The organism is Bizionia paragorgiae (genome assembly GCF_900107625.1).
Classification (GTDB): domain Bacteria; phylum Bacteroidota; class Bacteroidia; order Flavobacteriales; family Flavobacteriaceae; genus Bizionia; species Bizionia paragorgiae.
The window spans coordinates 107478-129495 of the sequence record NZ_FNQK01000003.1 but is presented as its reverse complement, the minus strand read 5'-3'; the positions used below and the strand labels follow the sequence as shown (position 1 = coordinate 129495).

The window sequence follows — 22018 nt, the reverse complement described above, 5'->3', positions numbered from 1 at the left end:
TTTATAATTAAAATCCTTTATTGTTTTTGTTTCTCCCAAGCAAATTTTTGAAATGGAGTATCTACAGGAGTATTTGCTATATGATTCGTGTAATTGCTTATCACCTTTTGAGATAAACCCAAAATAACTTCTAAAACTTGTCGCTCGCCGTATCCCGCATCATAAAACGCTTGTAAATGTTCTGGTGATACGTGTCCGCGATTACGGGTAACGTTTAAGGTAAAAGTTCGCAAAGCCTCCAATTTCGGATTTTCTAATGGATTTTCATTTCGTAAAGCGTCTGTAATAGCATCATCAACTTTCATCATTTTCGCTATGGCTGTATGACCTGGCACACAGTAGTTACAAGCGTGCTCAACGTTTATAGCTTGCCATACCACCGTTAATTCCTCTTTGTTAAATGAAGACTCTAAAAACAGTTTATGTAACGTTTGATAACCCTCTAAAACACCTGGAGCATTAGCTAATACGCCGTGCAATCCTGGGATCATTCCGTTTGACTTTAAAGATTGCTCAAGTAAGGCTTTGCTCTCTTTGGGAGCTGAATCTATGTTGTGAATTCTTAATGTTGTCATAAGTATTATTTTATTTATTATTAATTTCTAAACGACCGCTTAGTTATGAATCAAAAAAAATCTATAGCCCTTTAAAGGTCATTTCTATGAAGTCGTTAATTTCTTTTTCTGTATTTACTCGTGAAGCTGCTGCCAAGCCGTGTTTTGCTAATAACAGATAGTTAGCTTGTTTTACAATGGTTTCCTCATCTTTATGAGATGCATTCATTTTTAATTTCTCAATAAAAAGAGCCTTTATTTGGTCCATAAAAGCAAGCATCTGCCCCTTGATTATTTCATCTTCCTTTTCGGCAAATTCATTGTAGGTATTCGTTACAAAGCAGCCATTATGATTCCCTAACTCTTCTGATATACGTAATGAATCGTAAAAAAAGTCCTTAATAGCTTCCACGCCGTTGGTGGCGTTTTTTAATTTAATAAACATCTGGCTAGCTTTTGCTTTATAACACTTTAAGCATTCTAAAAAAAGCCCTTGCTTACTACCAAAGCTAGAATAGATAGAAAACTGATTGATTCCCATTTCTTTCTCCAACATACGAACGGAGGTATCCGAATAACCATTTCTCCAAAACAAATGCATTGCTTTTTCGATAACCTCCTCTTCAATATATTCTTTTTTTCTCGCCATTATCTCTTTAGTACACCACAAAACTAAGCAAGTGTTTAGATAACGCAAAACAATTAACTTTTTTTAACGCGACAATAGACAACATACAACTCCAAAATTAGTAATGGAATGGTCTTATTAAAGTTAATTTTCACTCTAAAGGAATCATAAAACTATGGTATGCCCTTCATACCACAAGGTCATTTCTTATTACTTTTTAGCTTCTATTAATGTTTTTGAGTCCTCATTTTTCAGCCTTAAGGAATTTCGGGTTCACGTATAAGGCACCGGCTTTTAATTTATTCCAATACACTTTCATATCCGCATTAATTTCTGGCGCCATAATATAAAGACCTATAATATTTGGAAACGACATAGCTAGAATCATCATATCGGCAAAACTTAATACGGCACCTAAACTTACAGAAGCCCCAAGAACTACAAAGCCCAAATACATCACCTTATAAACGAGTTCCAGTTTTTTACTTCTTCCAAAGAGGTAACTCCAAGAACGCATACCATAATACGACCAAGAAACCATAGTTGAAAAAGCGAATAAGAATACCGCAACAGCCAATACTGTAGGGAACCAAGACACAACGCTACCAAAGGCATCGGCAGTAAGTTCTACACCCCCTAACCCCGTACTACTTTCGTGTTTTCCAGTAAAAATTAAAACTAAAGCTGTCATCGTGTAGACTAGCATGGTGTCGATAAATGGTTCGACCAATGAGGTAAACCCATCGGCAATAGGATGATTGGTTTTAGAAGCACTGTGGGCAATGGCTGCCGAACCAACCCCTGCTTCACTAGAGAATGCAGCACGTTGTAAACCAATAATAAGCACTCCAATAAACCCTCCTTTTAAAGCTTCGGCCGAGAACGCACCGTCTAATATAGCTATAAAGGCACCACCAATATATTCAATATGATAGCCTATTACCACCAAGCAGCCTAAGACATATAAAATTGCCATAATTGGAACTACTTTAGCCGTTACCTTGGCAATGCTCTTGATACCTCCAATAATTACTGCCCCGACCAACAAGGCAAAGCCTACACCAAACCAAAAGCCCTGTCCTTGAAGTGCTGGGATTTGCTCTGATACAATTTTAAACGCTTGATTAGATTGCAGCATGTTTCCACCTCCAAAAGAAGCGCCTACACCTAAAACAGCAAATAAAACGGCCAAAAACTTACCTAATCTTTTAAGATTTCGTTTTTCTAAACCATAGCGTAAATAGTTCATGGGTCCGCCAAAAATACGCCCTTCATCATCAATAAATCTATATTTCACTCCCAAGGTACATTCGGCAAATTTTAAAGACATACCAAAAAATCCTGCAAGAAACATCCAAAAAGTCGCCCCAGCACCTCCTAGTGAAATAGCTACTGCAACCCCTGCAATATTCCCCAAACCTACAGTAGCGGACACAGCTGTAGCCATAGCCTGAAAGTGAGTGATTGTTCCAGGCGCTTTCGGATCATCATATTTTCCTCTAGCCAAATCTAACGAGTGTCGAAATCCACGAATATTGATAAACTTTAATCGTAGGGTAAAGAAAATACTTCCTAGAATAAGCCAAATAACAATAAATGGAATCGTATTGGTTTTAACATCTCCATTAGGGTGTAATAAAGGTTGTGGGGTTTGAAAATTAATGATTCCTAATAGCGGAGTTTTAAAGGATCCCGTTTCTGGTAACTTCGAGATTTGTCCCCCTTCTTGTGCCACATGCTCTAAAGTCCCACTATGGGAGGCCTTTACATACACTTCTTTGTTCTTAGTGCTTTTTAACACGGCAATAGGCTCCCCCTTTTTCACTTGTCCTCCATAAGGAACGACCCATTTTTTTATGTTATAGACTTCATTCCCTATGGTTTTATCTTTTGAGAGACTAATATTTATATGAGATGCATAGACTACTGGATCATAAATACCTAAAGTTGCAAAGGCATCCCAAAATAAAACAGCTCCCATAACATCTACCGCCGGTTGTACTTTACTATTAAATAGCTCCGTTATCGATTTTGCGGGTATGGTAAACGTCTTATTAATTGTATTCCCGTTTGCATCACTTATATCCACGGAATGCTGCATACCCTCTATTAGTCCATCGGATTCCGACTCACTTAAAGGGGTATTAACATTACTCCACTTGTAACTGTATGGTGCTTGCCCCCCTTGAACTTTAACTTTAGCGATCCCATTATTAATTTCAGAAGAAGGGTTTATTAATTGGAGATCGGCCACCATATTACTTGCGGATTGATCTTGAGCTATAGCGGATGACATTGTAAGTAAAATCAATGTAATTAGTGCAAAAAGCTTAGAATTTATCATTAAATATCGGATTTTTATTGGTTTTTTGTCAAAAAACCCAATTTAACGATTAGTCAGGCGTCTTACAAATGATACCGAAATATTTTTTTTTAGAAAACCCCCTAAAACCACCGATTGTAATAGCGGTTTAAGAGCTCAAGGCGATCAGTTGGCTCAGAAACACTCAGCCTATTAATCTGTTTTAAATAACTATTGAGTCCGTAGTCATAAAAACAAACAAGATACACTTGGTAAAGAGACTCATTCTTAATACAATCGACTTCAATTTTATAGGTAACGCGTACACTAAGCAAATTTTAGCTCATTAGAATTACCAATAAAAATACCCAAAGGCGTTTAACTAAATAGGATTATAACTCTATGTTTTGGATTGGACAATTCTTTTACTGTCACGATACTTAATCTCGTTCTTACTTTTTTAAATGGTCATAGTAACACTTTAAAAAGTACAACAACTTTAGCAAAGCTATAGAAAACAAAAAAAGGTCAGATTATATATCTGACCTTTTTCTGATTAATAGCAAGCAATTTATTTGAGCTTTGTAAAGTATTGACTCTCTTAAACTACAGACTAAACATACCACACAACACACTTATAAACAATGACTTGAGTCATGTTTCATCGTTTTTTTTTTAAAACGCTTTTAAAACAGTCTAGTCATGCACTACAAAGCATCCTAAAAAATAGGGTATAGCTTATTGTTTTTCTAATTCTAAATTGAAAACTATTTCAATAGTATCCTCTACCGATATAATTCCAAACAGCTTGTTAGGCGCTTTTAAATCAAAGTCTGACAGCTTGAGTTTTAAATCTCCACTAATCATAATATTACCTTTCTTTTTAAGCTTAATTGGAATAGTATAGAGGCGAGATATCCCGGCAATTTTAATGTCTATATAAGCATTTAAACTAGCCCCTTGATGCTTAATTTCTACTGCTTTTAGGCTTAAGGCTATTTCTGGATAATCATCGGTATTTAAGGTCTTTCTAAAGTCTCTATTTATACCATTCCCTCCACAATCAAAACAAGTGGTTTCTAAAAATAATGTGGTTTGTTCGAAATTAATTTTATTGTCCTCAACCGCATAATGAACACGAATGGGGTTCTTTATTTTTTCAATATCATAAACACAAGAAAAACTATTAACATTACTCTTACCATTAATTAGCAATGTACTTTTCTCGGTAATAACAACGGAAGCGCTCTCTGATACAGACCCTTTGAAAGTAAGAACAGTAGACAAGATTAGTATAAGGCTAATGATGAATTTATTGAAAAACATAAAATATAAAGTCTTTGGTATTATACAATATAAAACAAGTCTCTAAGTACGTCAAGTTTTTCCTAAAAAGAACTTCACCCCCTTGAGACTTGCTTTAATTATTTATGTTCCGGTTAGAAACTAATTACGGCTTCTACCATCACCCCTTTAAAAGCACCTTCATCAAGAATACTTCCTACAGCGTAATCATTATAAGTCTGATTTACATACTCTGCTTTCATTAATATATTTTTGGTCATAAACCAACCTGCACCAGCTTGAAGTCTGTTAATGGTAACTTCATCACCACCCATCAATTCTGCATCTACAGTATTATATCGTCCTCCAACATATAAGTTTTCAGATTTCCCAAATCTATAAACAAGTTCTCCAGCATACTGTTGTGTTTTTCTTCTTTCTGATTCCGCCATACTTCTTCCTGAAGTCATTTCTACAGTTCCGAAGAATTCCAATCCGCCATACTTAACAAATGGATTTATCATAACTGCTGTAATTTTATTAGTGAAATCGGGATTAAAACGTCCTGATCTAAAGTCGTCGTTAGCAGCAGTAGCATTTTGCATGATATCATAATATCTTGACCCTGCTCTATCCGCATTATATAAGTATACACTTGGTGCGTAACCTGTGTTGTATAACGACCCTGTTAATCTAAATCTTAAATCGGTGTTGATTTGCTTATCATATCCTAATTTAGCTAAGAAAGCAGCGCCACCGGTATTAGATCCTGTTTTTACCACCTTTTGATTTAATTTACCATTAGAAAACCCTAACATTCCTAAGAATCCACTTTCAGTTTTATAGTAAACTTCAGCACCAACTTCAGTTGTAAAAGCATCCATAATTAAATTCCCTACAAAAGGATTAAACAAGGTTTGCGCATTATCACTTCTTCTAAAGTGGGCATCCCCATAGTTATTTTCCATATGACCAATTTTAACCGTAGCGTTTTTCATCACGTCGCTAAGGAAGCCTTCTTCTATGAAATCTAACTTATCAATTTGTAAATACCCTCCTTTTACATATGGTTCATGGTGGTGTCTAGAAGACAAGTACGTTCTCAAGTGTAAATTTACACCATCATGCAGAGCAACATCTAAATCTAAATTGGCTGTTGCTAAGTTAAAATTGTATCCCACCTCTTTAATAGGAGTAATTCCAGAATTCTCATTATCTAAAGCCTGATACTGTAATGCAAAGGCTCCACCAATTCTAACTTTTACACCATTAAAAGTAGAGACTGTGTCTTTTGGACTTTCGAAAACATTAATACCATTTTTATCTGGTTGTCTGTAGTTATCTAGATGTCTATCTTGAGCAAATAAGCCGTACCCTCCAAGTAGGGCCATAAATAGAGCTATAGGTTTCATTGTTTTATTCATAATATTTTAGTTTAGAATTATTTAAATTTTGTTTTAAACGTAATGGTAATAGCGTCACCAGTTGTAATCGTACCTAATAATGCTGTAGGAGGATCAATATTGAAATCTGTCATATTAATTTTCTTCTCTCCTTTTAGAGTAGCTGAACTCCCTTCTTTAATCAGTGTGAAGTTCAAGGTAATTCGCTTCTTTACGCCTGCGATTACTAAATCTCCTTTAGTTTTAACTAAGAATGAATTATCGCTTTGTGCCGTTGTTTCTAAAACATCTACCACATTAAACGTAATGTTCTTGTGAGTATCGTGTTTTAATGCTTTATAGGTGTTTTTGTTCATCGCACGTTTTCCGCTTTCTAGTCCTTCCACTTTAACTGATAATGAACACCCTTCAATTTCTCCAGTTTCTAGGTTTTTAAAAACCAAAGTTCCCGATTGCTTTCCGGAATCAATTGTCCAATCATGTAAACTAGATGTCCCTGAAACTTTTAAAGACGATTCTGCATTAACAAGAGACCATTCTTGAGACCACCCCATTTGGGTTGATAGCAATAAAAACGCAAAAAAACTTAGCGCTGTTAATCCGATTTTTTTAGTGTAATTCATAACAAGTATATTTTAATTATACTGCAAAGTTCAATAAAAGAGTTCATCTAAAACATGACTTAAATCACCTTTTATTGATTGTTAATCAGAAAAGAAATAATAATTTATAAACTTGTTTTTTTTAACCTTAAGAAGCCGTTTATGTTTAATTACAGGTTAGATAATTAAAGAAAATAAGAAGCTAAACTTATATACCAATGCTAATCTAGATGATCCATTTTAATGGGTTCATAAAAATTTATAAGGTAAAACTCGTATCGCCTTGTAACTTGTTTTTATGGCAGCCCATAAGTCCCAGTCCTTTTGTAAATCGCTATAGTTCGCTTTAACAGGCAACCTATTGTAAGAGGCGGATAAAGGGAAACGACTATTAGTTTTAGAAGTATACGATAGGGTTTAAATAAAACATTTTCTTCCAGCCTTGGCGATCAGAATCTATTCGCCATATATAAGGAATAACTGTGACCATAGAATAATGCAGATGCGCTGCTTTTCCGGCGGCATTACCACTAGTTCCTACCGTTCCCAATAAAGATTTTGAACTCACAAGCGCAAAGTGCTTTGTATTTATCTCATCCAGATGTGCGTAGTAATGCAAGCGCCATTTTGGTCCTAAAAGCACTACGACCTTCCCTCCCACAGGAATGTCTCCTGCAAAAAGAACCAGACCATAAGTTGAAGCTGTAACCGGTGTGCCTTTGGCCGCAAAAACATCTACCCCCTTATGAGTCACTGATCTCCCCCAAGGGTAATACCAATACGAATTGGCGTGGTAATCGGATGCAGTAGCTCCTTTTACTGGCATTTTAAGATTTTGAGGAAGCAGCAATCCTATAATTAGAATAACTAAAATACTCAGTAACATTTTGTTGCTTTTTTTCACTTATCGGATGGTTTAAATTTAAAGACAGGGAATCCCTAGAAATTACACAGTGGTTAAACACTAAATTTAGGAAATTAAAACCATATTATAAATAGAATAAAAGCTACCACCTTTCGGAACCAAAAGCAATCTCTTTATGGTCCTAGACTTGGTACAAATATATGTATACAAATCTCTTACAACATTATAAACATCACATACAAGCTTATATAAAAAATGATATATTAGCTAATTAAAGACAAAAGAAGTTCCACGTTTACGACTTACATATACAAGCTTGCTTGATTCGGATGTGAGAGGATAAAATAAAAATGAGTTTATAGTATGAAAACAAAACGAATAATAATTATTGCATTCATATTACTGTTGGCAGGTGTTTTAATGTTCACTAAGAAGCACGAAATTTATCAGTATGGAAAGCACGTTTTGAAGTCTTATAATGGAAATAAAACTAAATCTATTAAGAATAGTGATGCCGTATGGGGAATTGATATTTCTCATCATCAAAAAAGCATTGACTGGGATGTTTTAGTTTCAGAAAACAAACCAGATTTTATATTCTTAAAATCTACAGAAGGTGTTACACATCAAGATAGCAAATACAAAGCCTATAAAAAGAAAGCTCAACAGAAAGGCATTTTAACCGGTGCTTATCATTTTTTTAGTTATAGCACCCCCGGAAAAGCACAAGCAGAAAACTTTATTAAACACTCCGAACTCACAGAAAGCGATTTAATACCTGTTTTAGATGTTGAGTATATTAAAAGTAGAAAATCATACAAAAGTAAAGTTGGTGAGATCAAAGCATTTTGCGAAGCGATAAAGGCAGAATACGGAATGTTTCCAATTATATATTGTGAGTGTGATTACAAAAACAAAGTCTTAGGGTCAGACTTTGATACTTATACGTTTTGGATTTCAGATTTATATAAGAGTCCAAGTTGTGATTATGCCTTTTGGCAATACACAGATTCAGGGCGTGTGAATGGGATTGGCAGAATAGATAATAACAAACTGAGAGATGGTTTGAATATTAACGATTACTTAATTGGTTCTGCTAAAAAATAGAGATAAAGAAAGGCAACTTTAAAGAGGGTTTGTTTTATGATTATAACGATTGGATCTGATTATAAAACAGAAAAAGCAACCATTTACTGCACAAAAAAAGAGTGACCATTCCTGATTACTCTTGCTTAGTAGTGAGAATAAGAATTGTACTTGTAACCTTCGGTAGTTTTATCATCATCATTAAAATCTATCAATTTGAAAAACTCTCTCCCTTCAAAAATGAAACACAGCGTTTTAGATTAAAAATATTAAACTCAATTATTGTTATTTTTATGACGGATAGCGATACTCAAATATAAGTACTTAAAGTTTTAGTCTAGTCGCTCTATAATAATTTAGGCGTATGTTAAGCTAAATGAGGCTAAGCCCATAGATAGCGTCATTCACAAAGTAATTTTAAGCACTTAACTAAGAGTTCTAACCATGAAATCACTACAGAATCGTATAAAGGAAAACGCTATATACTAAAAAAAAGTGTTGATATAGGCTTTTTAATTGTGTCTTAATAGTCAAAAGACAATTTTTATATACTACCAAAAATTCACTGACTTAAAATAATACGGTGTAACCAACGGCCTTTCAAATCCATTTTTTAATTAAATATTATTTCATACAAAATAAGATCTTGAGATGGTGTTTTATTTATTGTAAAACAAAATTTACGATTGCCATTTAAAACTATAACTACTTAATAAACATTTGTTTGTGAGATTCTGAAAAAAATATCCGATATTTAATTAAATTCATCATAACAATTAAATACGCTTTTTATGGAAGGATTTGACATTTTAAACTTATTCATTGTACTACTCTCTGCTTGGGGCGCTGGTGCGTTAATTAAACGTATAGGATATCCTGCAATTTTAGGTGAACTTTTAGTAGGTGTTATAATCGGACCATCGCTACTTGGTCTAGTAGAGACCTCTAGTACTTTGGTAATAATCTCCGAAGCTGGTGTCATCTTGCTTATGGCTTACATAGGTATGGAGATAAATTTTAAAGATTTAGGAAAAGCGTCTTGGGCAGGACTTCTTGCCGCAATAGGAGGTTTTGTAGTGCCTTTTGCTTTGGGTTATTATGTGGTTACACTAACTGGTGGCACAAGTATGGCTGGACTATTTGTAGGTATTGCGGTTGGTGTTACATCTCTAGCAACCAAAAGTCGAATTCTTGTCGACCTAGGGTTATTAGATACCCGTATTGCCTATGTTTTAATGGCAGGAGCTTTAATTTCGGATACCTTGGCATTAATCATTTTTGCTGGATTGTCTAGTTTTATTGATGTTGGCGCTGTAAATATGTCCGAGATTTTATTAATCGCTGGTAAAATCATCCTGTTCTTTGCGTTTGCTACGGCTTTCGGACTTTACATACTTCCCAGAATTGGCAAATGGATGGCGAGCAGAAATATAGAAAACCGAACCACCTATTTCACATTACTACTCCTTATTGTTTTTGGTCTTTCGGAGTTAGCCGAACTTGTAGGTCTTCACGGTATTTTAGGTGCATTTGTAGCAGGTGTATTTATAAAAGACGGTGTTTTTCATGATAAAATAACTAAAGACATTACACGTGTTTTTCATGATGTGTCCATAGGTTTTATGGCTCCAATATTTTTTGTTACCGCAGGATTCCACGTCACTTTAGATGTTTTTAAAACAGATTTACAGCTGCTACTATTAATTGTTGGTGTCGCCTTTGCTGGCAAAATACTAGGTACTGTTTTATTTTATTTACCGAGTGGCAATGGTTGGAGAGAAGGGTTAGCTGTTGGAACAGGAATGAATGGACGTGGAGCGGTAGAAATTGTTATTGCGGGTATTGGTTTACAGAAAGGCATTATTACCCAAGAAATCTTTTCCATTCTTGTCTTTATGGCGATTATAACAACACTTTCCGTTCCGCTTCTTTTAACTTGGACAACAAATTGGTTAAAAAAACGAGGGGAATTGGTTAAGCAATTCTCTAGACAGGGACACATAATACTAGGAGCGAATCCACTAGCTTTATTATTAGGCAAGCATTTAGCAGAAGCAAACAAAGTGATGTTTATTGACGCCAACAAAGGGCTTTGCGAAAATGCTAGAAACCAAGGGTTTGATTGTGTTCATGGAAATATCCTTGAGGAATCTACATTAAACGAAGCTTCTGTTAAAGATTTTAGAACGTTTATAGCCTTAACCGTAAATAATGAAATAAACCTTTTGGCATCTCAATTTGTCAATGATATCTTATTTATACCTGAAAAATTTATTGTCATTTCACCTAATAAAGGAGAGGGAGGTAGCATTAACCTTTTAAGTTCGGCATCTGCCTCAACCCTATTTTCTAGTAAAGTAGATATACAGCCATGGATTCAAAAAGTTCAAGACTCAAACTATAAAGAAGTAGAAGTTACAATTACAAAACAAATAGATACACGAGATTGGGTAAAATTTCACGAATCTAAAAATAATACATTGTTACCATTGGTTATTGTAGATCGTTCAGGAACGAAACGTCCTTATAGATATAATGATTCTATTGATATGAATGAAAAAGTCATCTACATTGAATAATCTCTCATTGTAAACAACACTTTATTAATAGAAGCACAAACGCATCCGCTGAATCATTTAATGCTAAAATAAAAGCTTTTAGAGCTCAGTTCAGAGGTGTGAAAAATGTAGAATTGTTCCTTTATAGGCTGACCACAATTTTTGCATAAACACAACAATTGGTCATGATTCATGATCCTTTCTTAATACAAAATAATTGCCAAACAGTTAAATTTCCTGCATAAAAAAAGAGTAACCATTTCTGATTACTCTTACTTAGTAGCGGGAACAGGACTCGAACCTGTGACCTTCGGGTTATGAGCTTAAAGGTAATGTGTTTTAAAATGTATCAGAATATATTAAAATATATGAAATACATCACTTTACATAATTATTGATGTAATTTACATACAATCAAAATCAAACTATTCTGTACTTATTCTGTACTAACATTTTTATATTTTTATTATCTTTGTAATCAAAGGTAAAAGATTATGGCAAGTATTAAGATAGTTTTGCGAAAGAATATGATGAGAAAGGATAACACTATCCCTCTTGCTATACGTATTAGTGAAAATTACAAAACCAACTATAAATGGTTAGGACAATATGTTCTTGAAAAAGATTGGGACAAAAACACAGGAAGGGTAAAAAGAACGCACCCTAATGCAAAAAAGCTTAACAATTTTCTCTTAAAAAAACTTACCGAAACAAATGACATTTATTTTGATTCAAAAGAAAATATCACACCGAAACAGGTTAAGCAAAAATTGAAAGGTGCTGGTGGCTCTAAATCATTTTTTGTTTTTGCCGCAGATAGAGTCAAACGTAAATATGAACGTGAGGTATTTTCAGTTGCGAAATCTGAATTATCCATTCTTTATAACTTGGAAGAGTTTTTAAACTTGAATATTTCATTAGAAAAAGATTTAGCCGTAAAGGGTATATTTGAACGCAGAAAGCAGCGTGTCAGTAAAGGGCGTAAAGGCGAGCATTCATTTATGGATTCCGTTACGTATTTTAAGAAGAATAAGTCTTTAAAGTTTCAAGATATAACAGAATCATTCTTGGACAAATACAAAGATTTTTGTTCCGTATATCTTAATCAAAAATCTCGTACTATCACAAATCAACTTATTTTTATTCGCACCCTATTTAATAAAGCTATAAAGGATGGAATAGTTGATGCTAAATTCTACCCTTTCGGTGGGGAAAAAGAAAAAATACGCATTGGGAACAGTCATAAAATAGGTTTGACTGTCTCTGAAGTTGAACAGATAGAGCTTTTAAGATTAGAACCATATACCTCAATATGGCATACTAAAAATGTATGGCTTACAGCTTTCTATTTTGCAGGTATTAGAATATCAGATGCCGTTAAATTGAGGTGGTCTGACTTCAAAGACAGCAGATTACTCTACACTATGGACAAAAATGAGAAACCAGTTAGTCTTAAAATTCCTGATAAAGCTTCTGAAATTCTAAATTTTTATAAAAAAGAGAGACATCATAATAATGGATATGTCTTCCCATTTCTTAAAGAGGTAAATGTTTCGAATGAAGAAGAAATTTTTAAAAAAACAAGAAACGCCACTAAACTGTTCAATAAATATTTAAAGCGAATTGCAACGATGTGCGAGATTGAAAAAAATCTATCAAACCATATTGCAAGACATAGTTTTGGTAATATTGCCGGGGATTCTATCCACCCTTTAATGCTTCAAAAGCTATACAGACATAGTGATTTGAAAACCACCATAAATTATCAGGCCAACTTCATCCATAGGGATGCAGATGATGCATTGGATAGTGTTATTAACTTTTGAGTGATAGTTTTTATCGACAAATAATTTTATGTCGAAACCATAACCTATGCATTTGATAAAAAACGTGATAGATAAATAATTATAGCACAACTTAAAATAACAAAAGCAAACAAAATTCTACTTCCTAACACCAACCTTTAACCACTCATAATACTCATCAATCCCAGCATACTGTTTCGCTTCGTTTAAAATTTCTAAGTCAGAGGTCATTGTTACATAAAATGGTTGCGATGCAGTTTGAAAATTTAGGTATTGAAACGTTGACCATTTGTCTCCAATGGTTTCTATATCTTTTAAATGATTTTCATTGAGCTTCATTCTAAATTGAGCTTCTTTTGGCAATTCTTTCCTATCATCTATGTACAAGGATATAAGTACGTATTCATCTTTTAAAATCTGATATACTTTTGGATCACTCCACACATTTTCTTCCATCTTTCGACAGTTTACACAAGCCCAACCAGTAAAGTCTAATAATATGGGTTTGTTGTTTGCTTTCGCGAAAGCGATACCTTCATCAAAATCTTTAAAGCAGTCTAATCCTAACGGACAATCTGATTCTTGCTCGTAAAGGCTATAAAAGGTCGGTGGTGGAAAGCCTGCTAATAATTTAAGATGTGAATTTTTAGTAAGTCCTGTACCAAGATAAATAACAAAGGCTACCACTAAAACTGCAAACGAAACTTTTGGGAAACTAAACTTCTTTTTACCATCGTGAGGGAATCTTATGACTCCAAAAAAGTATAAAGCCATTAGCAAGAATATAAGCATCCAGATACCAATAAAAACCTCTCGTTTTAATAATCCCCAATGCGCCACTAAATCTGCGTTTGATAAAAATTTAAATGCTAATGCAAGCTCTACGAAACCTAATAACACCTTTACAGTTGTTAGCCATCCACCTGACTTTGGCGGGGATTTTAAAAGATTAGGAAAGAGCGCAAATAAAGCAAAAGGCAGTGCAAGTGCTACTCCAAATCCTGTCATTCCTGCTGTTAATTGAAATGCGCCTCCTTCACTTGTAAGTGATCCTGCTAACAAAGAACCTAATATAGGACCAGTACAAGAAAATGAAACTAGTGCCAATGTAACGGCCATAAAAAATATACCGATAAGCCCTCCAGTACTGGAAGCAGAATCCATTTTATTAGACCAAGAATTAGGCAGTGTTAACTCATAATAGCCAAAGAATGAAAAAGCAAAGAATATAAAAATCACAAAGAAGATAACATTCAACCAGATGTTAGTCGAAATGGTATTTAAAATCTCTGGATCTACAGAGTCTAAAAAGTGGAAAGGAATACTAAGCATTACATAAATAATAACAATAAAGGCTCCATATAGAATGGCGTTTCTAACCCCTTTTGCTTTATTCCCTGACTGCTTTGTAAAAAATGAAACTGTAAGCGGTATCATCGGGAATACACAAGGTGTAAGTAACGCAACAAGACCTCCCAAGAAACCAAGAACAAAAATCTTCCACAAATTCCCGTCTGAGGTAAGCTCTTCTGAGTCTGATAATAAGCGTTCTTTATGTTTTAAATCGAGTAGTAAGCTATTAGAAAGTGTTTTGCTTTTTTCATCTAAAACCACATTGTCAAGCGTTGCTTTACTACCATCAAGATTAATTACAAACTGCTCTTCTTTATTAATGCAAACTTCTTTACAAACCTGATAGTCTAAGTTTATAGTTATTTGCTTTATATCTTTATTTAAGACTTTAATACGTTGTGTAAACTGAGCTTTTTTAAGAAAATAAGTTTCTTCTACTTCAAAAACATCATTGTATGCTTTTAAAGTTTCACTCTCTTTTGTTTTGCCCAGTAGCTCATAGTTGCCTTCTGATTGCTCAAAGCTAAGAACAGACGGCAATGAGCCATCTTCACTTGTAAATTGAGAAAAAACGTGCCACTTGTCATCAATTGATCCTGTGAGTATTACATCGTACTCGGAGTCTGAAATTTTAGTAATAGTAGATTCCCAAGTTACAGGATCTATAACGCCTTGTTGAGCCGTGCTTATTCCGCTCAAAAAAAGGACAAAAGCTACAATTAAATTTTTTATATTAGTCTGTAAAGGTCTTGTCCTACTGTTAAAGTAGAACAAGATTAGTTTAATAAGAGGTTTTGAATTAGTCCATCACAAATTTAAATCCAGCGGTAATGATGCTAGAGCTAAACGTTGTATCTCTATCGTACTGATAGAATTTAAGGTCTATACTTTTTAAGCCCAATTTCCAGATGTGCGCTTTCGCAAAAATGTCTGTGTAAGAAACTCCAAAGCCAAATTGATTTGCACTGTACTCAGATAAGTCATAATCTGAAGTGTAAAACTCATCTGTGGATAATGCTTCTTCATAAGGCCTAAAGTAATCTGCTGCGGTTTGATTATAGAATCGGTACGAAGGATAAAGCGTAAACTTATCTGTTATCTTAATAGGCACTTCTATACTTGCGGTATGCGATGTAATTCCCCAATCATCATAATAATAGCGGTAAAAAGTACGTACTGTAAAGGTTTCATTGAGATACCAGTTTAAGCGACCACCTGCTGCCACTTTAAATCGAGAATCTGGTAAGCGTTCAATAGCATCTGCTAGTTGAAAATTCTCAATAAAAGAGTCTGCAACATCTCCAAAATATACTCGCTGGAATGGTGTTGACAATAAACCTTGCTGCTGAACAAAATCAAGTGCTAAAGACCCTTGAACATTCTTGTGAAGAATTTGAGAGAATCCAAAACCTAGAGAATATGAATTACGCCCTTCATCTGCAAACTCAGTAAAAATCGGTGCGTAATTTGTATTTCCAGTAATCGTGTTTTGAGTAAATAATCTGTTACTTAAACCATTTCCTCCTTCGCCAAAAGGCCTTAACTCTGTAGGGTAGATAGCATTCCAGGTATCTATATACACATTACCGTTCACACTTAGTTCGGTATTTTTCTCATTGAAGAGCTTAGTATAACTACCTCCTACACCTACAGAAAAATAATCATATTCTGAAGACACAGATAGTTTAGCTGACCAGATATCATTTCTGTCGTCTGAGCTGTGACTGTAACTTCCTGTTAGGTTTGCCCATAAATCGCTGCTTGACGCACCTGATGAAGCTTGAAAAGGATCTGCCTGTCCACCACCGTCAAAAGGTCCAACATTACTTGAAGAAGCAGAGGTGTATGCAGAAACTCCTGCATCTATCGTTAATACATCGTCATCATTTAATGGAATGGAAACCACAAATGTACCTGTAACGTCTGTCAACTCTTCAGTACCAATACCGCCACTTACGGCAGCATTATCTCCATCTTGCGTGTAATAACTTGATAAGAAATCTACTTCTACAGATTCAAGTACTCTTTTTTTATAGACTTTAGTCGAGTCTTGTGCTGTTTGTGAGTACGCTTTCGCGAAAGCGAATACACACATTACTAAAATTAATTTTTTCAAATTGTTTTGTTGTATTAATTAGATTCCGCTATACAGCGGAATAACTTCAATTCACATTTTTAAGTGCCGATTGCTTCTTAAAAAAGGAATTCAGTTAATTACAGCCGCAGCCTCCTCCAGTTTTTCCTCCATTTGCACCTACCGCTGCTTCGCGATAGGAATGTGCTGTGGTTACATTACGATCACACTTCTTTTCAGACAATGCCATATCTGGATCATTGATATTTACTTTTTCGTATTCTTTTACGACTACACAACTACTTAAACAGGTAGCTATTACTGCCGCTATCATTAATCTCTTTATCATATTTTGTCTATTTTTATGTTGTCTGATTTGAAGATATTTCCTTTATCATCAATGATGATACATTCTATCTTTGGCATCTGATTTATTCTGCTCAATCCTACATCTTTACCCATAACAAATACAGACGTAGCGAGTGCGTCGGCAAGTTCTGCTTTGGGCGCAAAAACTGTTACACTTATAATTCCGCTAGATGGATATCCTGTTCTAGGATCAATAATGTGGGAATAGCGTGTTCCATTAAATTTTACAAACTTCTCGTAATTACCAGAGGTCACAACAGCACCATTTGTAATAGGCAATAGCGCAAATACCTTATCCTTATCCATTGGATTTGTGATGGCTACTTTCCATTCTTTACCACTAGGTTGTTTTCCCCAAGTATTCATATCTCCAGAGGCGTTTATAATGCCTGATGATACTCCTTTAGAGATTAACAAAGACTTAGCTTTGTCTGCCGCATATCCTTTTCCGATAGCTCCAAAGCCTATTTTCATTCCTTCTAACTTGAGAAAGACTGTACTATTTTCTTTATCTAAGATGATGTTCTTAAAGCCAACTTTAGCAACAGATTCTTTTATTTTTTCTTCGGAAGGCATCTCTGTCATACTACCATCAAATTTCCAAATGCGATCCATAGATGCATAGCTAATGTCAAAAGCGCCATCTGTCAATTTTGAAATACCTATTGCTCTTTCAATTAATTGAAACAATTCTGAATCTACTTTTACAGCTTTGATACCAGCATTTCTATTAATTTCTGATGTTTGAGAATTGGTATCCCAAGAAGAAATCAGTTTTTCTATTCTTGTAATTTCGGCTACAGCAGTATCGATATACTTATTTCCTATACTTTCATTTTCTGCAACTACGGTTATGTCAAAACGACTACCCATTAGTTTGAGTGTACGTTTGTATGGCTGTTGCGCTATACAGACAACTGAAAAGAACAATAATGATAAATTGATTAGATTCTTCAAATTACTTGGTAAAAGTGTTTAGTTCCTCAATGTACGCTTCTGGCGTCGTCTTTTTATAACTCGTTTCTCCTAATACTTTTCCGTTAGCGTCAAGTATAACTACGAAAGGAAAAATCCCATTTTTGTTATAGGCCTCTGCCAATTTTGCATTTGCTGCAGTTTGAGATTCACTCAATGCGTTTTTCTTTTTTCTTGGGAAGTCTGCTTGAAGCATTACATAGTTTTTTGTTGCGTACTTTTTAAAAGCTTCTGTGCTCCAAATTTCACGATCTAATTTTATACAAGGCGCACACCAGTCTGATCCTTGAAAAACAAGAATTATAGGTTTATTTTCTTCGGTTGCTGTTTTCTTTGCTTTTGCAAAATCCGTATGCCATTCTTGAGCGGTTACTCCGCTAATAGTTAATAGTAGCACAAGTAATGTAAAAATGTTTTTTTTCATAATAATTTATAATCTGTAAAGGTATTTAGTTTAACGTTAAAAGCTATTTATTCTTACATTGACATTTATCAATTTTATTTATAATTACTTGCTTTTACAAGCCCTTCAAGGTCTTCAATAAAAATGATTCTACCCTTAGTAGAAATAAGCTTTTCTTCTTTAAAATCTTTCAACATTCGTACCAAGGACTCTTTAGCAGTACCCACCATACTCGCGAGATCATCTCTATTCATTTCAATTTCTTTAAGACTCTCTTTAACGCTGAATTTTCTTTGTAAAATCAATAGATTTATTGCCGTGCGTTCTCTAACCGTGTAACGTGCTAATATTTTAGTTGCATTTAGAAAAACTCCAAATTCGTGGCTTAAATTCTTTAGCAAGCGTTGCGATAATAGGTGAGATGTACTTACTACGTTTAAAAAATCATTTTTAGGAATAAATGCTACTTCACAATCTAATAATGCAGTTGCAGAGTCTGGATACTCTTCTTCACTTAGAATAGCGTGATACCCAAGATATTCGTTTTCTCCACAGATATAAAATATATGATCTGTACCAAAATTGGTAGCAGTATATTTCTTTACTTTTCCTGATAGTACTCTATAAATACCTTTAGGCTCTGTACCTTCTTTAAATATCTGCGTGCCTGCCTTAAAGTTCAGTATTTCTTTATTAGCTGTGAGTCTCTCGCATTCAGCTGTTGTTAACCCAGATAATAAATCTTGATTATTAAAATTGTATTTTGAGTATGGAAAATTATTATTCATTAAAATAGTTTAAAATGTTTTCAACTTTATGAAGATTTTCCTGCTTGCCGATTTCTAAAGTTTGCTTTCCATAATCACTTCTAAAGTGATGCTCTTTTAAAAATTTGAGATTCAATAAATGCCATTCTTTATTTGTTGTTTTAATATCACAGAATAACTCCCATTCTCTACGAAGCAATAATTTTCTGTAAAAGAAATGCGAGCTACTTATATGAAAAATGTCTGCATCGCACAGAATTTCAGATAATCTATCTGTTGGACTTTGAGGCATTTTAGTGGCTTCAATGCAATTACAGATTCTGTTAATGCTATCGCTTTCCATTCCTAAGCTGGAAAGAAACTTTTTAGCAATTATGATACTTTCGGCTTCGTGGTCTTTGTATGTTTTAGAAAATCCTGTGTCGTGAAACCAAGCTGCAATAATTAACAAATCTGTTTCTACCAAATTGATATCCATTGCTGCACATAAGTACTTTACATTTTGAACAACTTCTTTTGTATGCTCAAGATTGTGAAATGGCAGCTCTTTGCATTTAGAACTTGTAAGTAAACCAGAACAAAATTTAGAAACATTTTCAATCGTCATCGTGGTCATTTTCTTTATTATGAGAATCTAACTGAATTACATTTGCATCACTTCTAATTTCGATATGAGTGATTTCGCCACCACTTGTTCCTACATATTTAGAAATACCTATTGAGGTAACGGAAAGCAGTAAAATCACAACAAAGCCATACTTTGAAAATGGCAACTTTTTATACTCCAAAAACAAAGTGGTTATCGAAACTCCTCCTAAAATTAACAGCATTGTCAAAAACAGCTCCGCGTGCTCTTCGTGTTTATGAATTAATGTCTCGCTAATTCCAGGTAAATTCTCAACGATTTCTTCAGCACCTTCTCCTGTTAAAAAAGCTACTACCGCTGTTAAAGCACTAAATATAAAAATGCCTAATGCAGTGTTTTTTATTTGTGGGTTTTTCATAATAAAACCTGTTAACAGTACTAAAAATCCAATTAATGCTCCCACAATAGGAAGATGGTTTACTGCTAAATGTAAATGTGCGTCGTTCATAATTTTATTTTTTATTTAAAGGTTTACACCAAATAGATGTCCAACTAATGCAGTTAGACCCATCGCTACAGTTCCCCAAAATGTGATACGTATAATAGCTTTTATAATACTTGAACCACCTGTTTTTGCAGCTAAGGCTCCCAAAACGATAAGGAAAAATAGCGCAAAACCATAAAGCGAATATTCCATACTATTTAGAGGAAGAAATAGTGTTACTAAAAAAGGAAGTAAGCCACCAACTGTAAATGCAGCGCCAGAGGCAAATGCTGCTTGCATTGGTTTAGCCTGACTAATTTCATTGATTCCTAATTCGTCTCTAACGTGTGCGCCTAGGGCATCGTGTTTTGTTAATTCTTTGGCTACCGTCAAAGCAGTTTCTTTTTTCAAACCTCTTTTTTCATAGATTTCGGCAAGGCGTTGTAGCTCGATTTCTGGCATATCTTTTAACTCTTGTTTTTCGCGCTCAATATCAGCTTTCTCAACATCTGTTTGTGAGCTAACTGAAACATATTCTCCTGCTGCCATTGATAAAGCTCCAGCGACAAGACCTGCCAAGGTTGCTAATATAATGGGCTCGCGGGTAGCACTTGCAGCTGTAACACCTATTGCAATACTTGCTGTTGATAAAATACCATCGTTAGCTCCAAGGACTGCGGCTCTTAACCAATTACTTCTGTGAATGTAGTGGTTGTCTAAATATGTATCCAATGTTTCTGATTGCTCTTCCATCTATTCTGTTATTAAGTTGAACGCTCCTTTGGTCAAGAATTCGGTATCTGGTTTAAAATCATCACTATTCAAAATTTGGATAAATCCGTTATTGGTAGTACCAACTTTAATTAAAACTCTCTTGAAAGTCGTACCGCTTTCTTTTACCAGAGCAAAGTAATCATTGTCAATATTTGCAACAGCTTCTACTGGAAGTGCAGGATGTTCTGAAGTTGTAGTTAAAATTTCCCCTTCAATGTACATTCCTGGTGCAAACAGTTTTGCTTCGGCTTCATTTACTAAATCTCCGTGAATATCTACTGTTCTATCTTGGGTATTAATTGACTTGTTTACTAAATGTACTTTTCCTCGGTATACTTTATCGGTATCATTTTGAAGTCTTACGTTAATAGGCTGTCCTACTTTTACCATAGGTAGATCTTTTTCAAAAATCTTTAACTCTATGTGTAAATCATCAGTATTTGTAACTGTAATAGCAACATCTGAAGGGTTTAAATACATCCCTTTTGTTGCATTAATTGTTGTCGCATAACCTGACAAAGGCGAAGGTACGCTGATGACAGAACGAATATTATCTCCTGTTAAGGTATTTGGATTAATATTCATTAAGCTCAACTTCTTTTTCATTGACTGGTATTGTGCTAACGTCACGTTGTATTCTGACTCTGCCTTTAGGAAGTTCTTTTTTGATGTTACGTTATCTGCAACCAATTCTTTTTGGCGCTCATAGTCTGACTTTAAATAATTCAAACGTCCTTTGGCTTCTAAAAAATCTTGTTGTGCTTGTACATATTCAGGATTTTCAATCGTGAATAAGGTCTGGCCTTTTTTTACTACATCTCCAGGCAATAGACTAATGTTTTTTACATAACCAGCAAAATAGGCACTTACATCTGCTTGATTTTCTGGTAGAACAGCAAACATCCCGTTTGCTTTTACTACCGTATTAAATGGTTGCATTGTTATTTTGCCAAGCTGCATATCGCCAGATTTAAACTGATTCTCTGTTATTGAAACTACATCAGTGTTTTCAATCTCTGTGGTCGCTTCTGCATTGGTAACTTCGGTTTTCTCTTTAGAATTACAAGAGGCTAAAGCCATTATTACTACTAATAAACAGCTTTTTAAGTATATAGAATCAGCTATGGTGTTACGTGTATTTTTCAT

Annotated in this window: 21 protein-coding genes; 4 read left to right on the top strand and 17 right to left on the bottom strand. The window is 34.5% G+C overall.

All coding sequences use genetic code 11. The features are described 5' to 3' along the window. Window positions 1-17: 17 nt before the first annotated feature. From BLV64_RS02975 to BLV64_RS02945, 7 genes are all read right to left on the bottom strand, one after another. Window positions 18-575 carry a carboxymuconolactone decarboxylase family protein gene (locus tag BLV64_RS02975; RefSeq protein ID WP_092132214.1) on the bottom strand — a complete coding sequence of 186 codons (558 nt, stop codon included), beginning with the start codon at window positions 573-575 and terminating at the stop codon, window positions 18-20. 61 nt (window positions 576-636) lie between these two features. Further along, window positions 637-1203, bottom strand: a complete 567-nt coding sequence (locus BLV64_RS02970; protein WP_092132212.1) for a TetR/AcrR family transcriptional regulator — start codon at window positions 1201-1203, stop codon at window positions 637-639. 223 nt (window positions 1204-1426) lie between these two features. Further along, window positions 1427-3526 carry an amino acid carrier protein gene (locus BLV64_RS02965; protein WP_092132210.1) on the bottom strand — a complete coding sequence of 700 codons (2100 nt, stop codon included), beginning with the start codon at window positions 3524-3526 and terminating at the stop codon, window positions 1427-1429. A 696-nt stretch (window positions 3527-4222) separates the two neighbouring features. After that, window positions 4223-4810 carry a YceI family protein gene (locus BLV64_RS02960; protein ID WP_092132209.1) on the bottom strand — a complete coding sequence of 196 codons (588 nt, stop codon included), beginning with the start codon at window positions 4808-4810 and terminating at the stop codon, window positions 4223-4225. A gap of 113 nt (window positions 4811-4923) precedes the next feature. Continuing rightward, a complete protein-coding gene (locus BLV64_RS02955; protein ID WP_245705856.1) occupies window positions 4924-6192 on the bottom strand; it encodes a hypothetical protein in 1269 nt (422 codons plus the stop codon). A gap of 17 nt (window positions 6193-6209) precedes the next feature. Further along, complete coding sequence (locus BLV64_RS02950; RefSeq protein WP_092132207.1) at window positions 6210-6794, bottom strand: YceI family protein; 585 nt, start codon at window positions 6792-6794, stop codon at window positions 6210-6212. Between the two features lie 376 nt (window positions 6795-7170). Beyond that, window positions 7171-7659 (bottom strand): M23 family metallopeptidase, encoded by a 489-nt coding sequence (locus BLV64_RS02945; RefSeq protein ID WP_218138663.1) that lies wholly within the window; start codon window positions 7657-7659, stop codon window positions 7171-7173. Window positions 7660-8001: 342 nt separating this feature from the next. On the opposite strand from BLV64_RS02945, the gene BLV64_RS02940 reads away from it, so the two are divergent. From BLV64_RS02940 to BLV64_RS02925, 4 genes are all read left to right on the top strand, one after another. Further along, a complete protein-coding gene (locus BLV64_RS02940) occupies window positions 8002-8745 on the top strand; it encodes a glycoside hydrolase family 25 protein (RefSeq protein WP_092132202.1) in 744 nt (247 codons plus the stop codon). A gap of 770 nt (window positions 8746-9515) precedes the next feature. Beyond that, the gene (locus BLV64_RS02935; protein WP_092132200.1) at window positions 9516-11303 is read left to right on the top strand and encodes a cation:proton antiporter; all 1788 of its coding nucleotides are present in this window, start codon (window positions 9516-9518) and stop codon (window positions 11301-11303) included. Beyond that, on the top strand, window positions 11300-11452 hold the full coding sequence (locus BLV64_RS14825; protein WP_449374822.1) for a transposase: 153 nt from the start codon (window positions 11300-11302) through the stop codon (window positions 11450-11452). The genes BLV64_RS02935 and BLV64_RS14825 overlap by 4 nt, the downstream gene beginning before the upstream one ends. Before the next feature lie 324 nt (window positions 11453-11776). Continuing rightward, a complete protein-coding gene (locus BLV64_RS02925) occupies window positions 11777-13108 on the top strand; it encodes a tyrosine-type recombinase/integrase (RefSeq protein WP_092132197.1) in 1332 nt (443 codons plus the stop codon). A gap of 117 nt (window positions 13109-13225) precedes the next feature. On the opposite strand, the gene BLV64_RS02920 is transcribed toward BLV64_RS02925, so the two are convergent. The 10 genes from BLV64_RS02920 to BLV64_RS02875 form a co-directional block, all read right to left on the bottom strand. Next, the gene (locus BLV64_RS02920; RefSeq protein ID WP_245705855.1) at window positions 13226-15139 is read right to left on the bottom strand and encodes a protein-disulfide reductase DsbD family protein; all 1914 of its coding nucleotides are present in this window, start codon (window positions 15137-15139) and stop codon (window positions 13226-13228) included. Window positions 15140-15239: 100 nt separating this feature from the next. After that, entirely contained in the window at window positions 15240-16535 is a 1296-nt protein-coding gene (locus BLV64_RS02915; protein ID WP_092132440.1) for a DUF3570 domain-containing protein, read from the bottom strand. Between the two features lie 115 nt (window positions 16536-16650). After that, window positions 16651-16848, bottom strand: a complete 198-nt coding sequence (locus BLV64_RS02910) for a DUF4266 domain-containing protein (protein WP_373865839.1) — start codon at window positions 16846-16848, stop codon at window positions 16651-16653. A gap of 11 nt (window positions 16849-16859) precedes the next feature. After that, window positions 16860-17756 (bottom strand): FAD:protein FMN transferase, encoded by an 897-nt coding sequence (locus BLV64_RS02905; RefSeq protein ID WP_245705854.1) that lies wholly within the window; start codon window positions 17754-17756, stop codon window positions 16860-16862. Window positions 17757-17841: 85 nt separating this feature from the next. Then, window positions 17842-18282: a thioredoxin family protein gene (locus BLV64_RS02900; RefSeq protein WP_092132191.1), complete on the bottom strand. Its 441-nt coding sequence runs from the start codon at window positions 18280-18282 to the stop codon at window positions 17842-17844. 74 nt (window positions 18283-18356) lie between these two features. Continuing rightward, window positions 18357-19049: a Crp/Fnr family transcriptional regulator gene (locus BLV64_RS02895; RefSeq protein ID WP_092132189.1), complete on the bottom strand. Its 693-nt coding sequence runs from the start codon at window positions 19047-19049 to the stop codon at window positions 18357-18359. Further along, window positions 19042-19644, bottom strand: a complete 603-nt coding sequence (locus tag BLV64_RS02890) for an HD domain-containing protein (RefSeq protein WP_092132186.1) — start codon at window positions 19642-19644, stop codon at window positions 19042-19044. Before BLV64_RS02890 ends, BLV64_RS02895 begins: the two co-directional genes overlap by 8 nt. Then, window positions 19625-20122 (bottom strand): DUF2231 domain-containing protein, encoded by a 498-nt coding sequence (locus BLV64_RS02885; RefSeq protein ID WP_092132184.1) that lies wholly within the window; start codon window positions 20120-20122, stop codon window positions 19625-19627. The genes BLV64_RS02890 and BLV64_RS02885 overlap by 20 nt, the downstream gene beginning before the upstream one ends. Window positions 20123-20137: 15 nt before the next feature. Beyond that, window positions 20138-20851 (bottom strand): VIT1/CCC1 transporter family protein, encoded by a 714-nt coding sequence (locus tag BLV64_RS02880; RefSeq protein ID WP_092132181.1) that lies wholly within the window; start codon window positions 20849-20851, stop codon window positions 20138-20140. Further along, window positions 20852-22018 (bottom strand): efflux RND transporter periplasmic adaptor subunit, encoded by a 1167-nt coding sequence (locus tag BLV64_RS02875; protein WP_092132179.1) that lies wholly within the window; start codon window positions 22016-22018, stop codon window positions 20852-20854. It lies immediately after the preceding gene.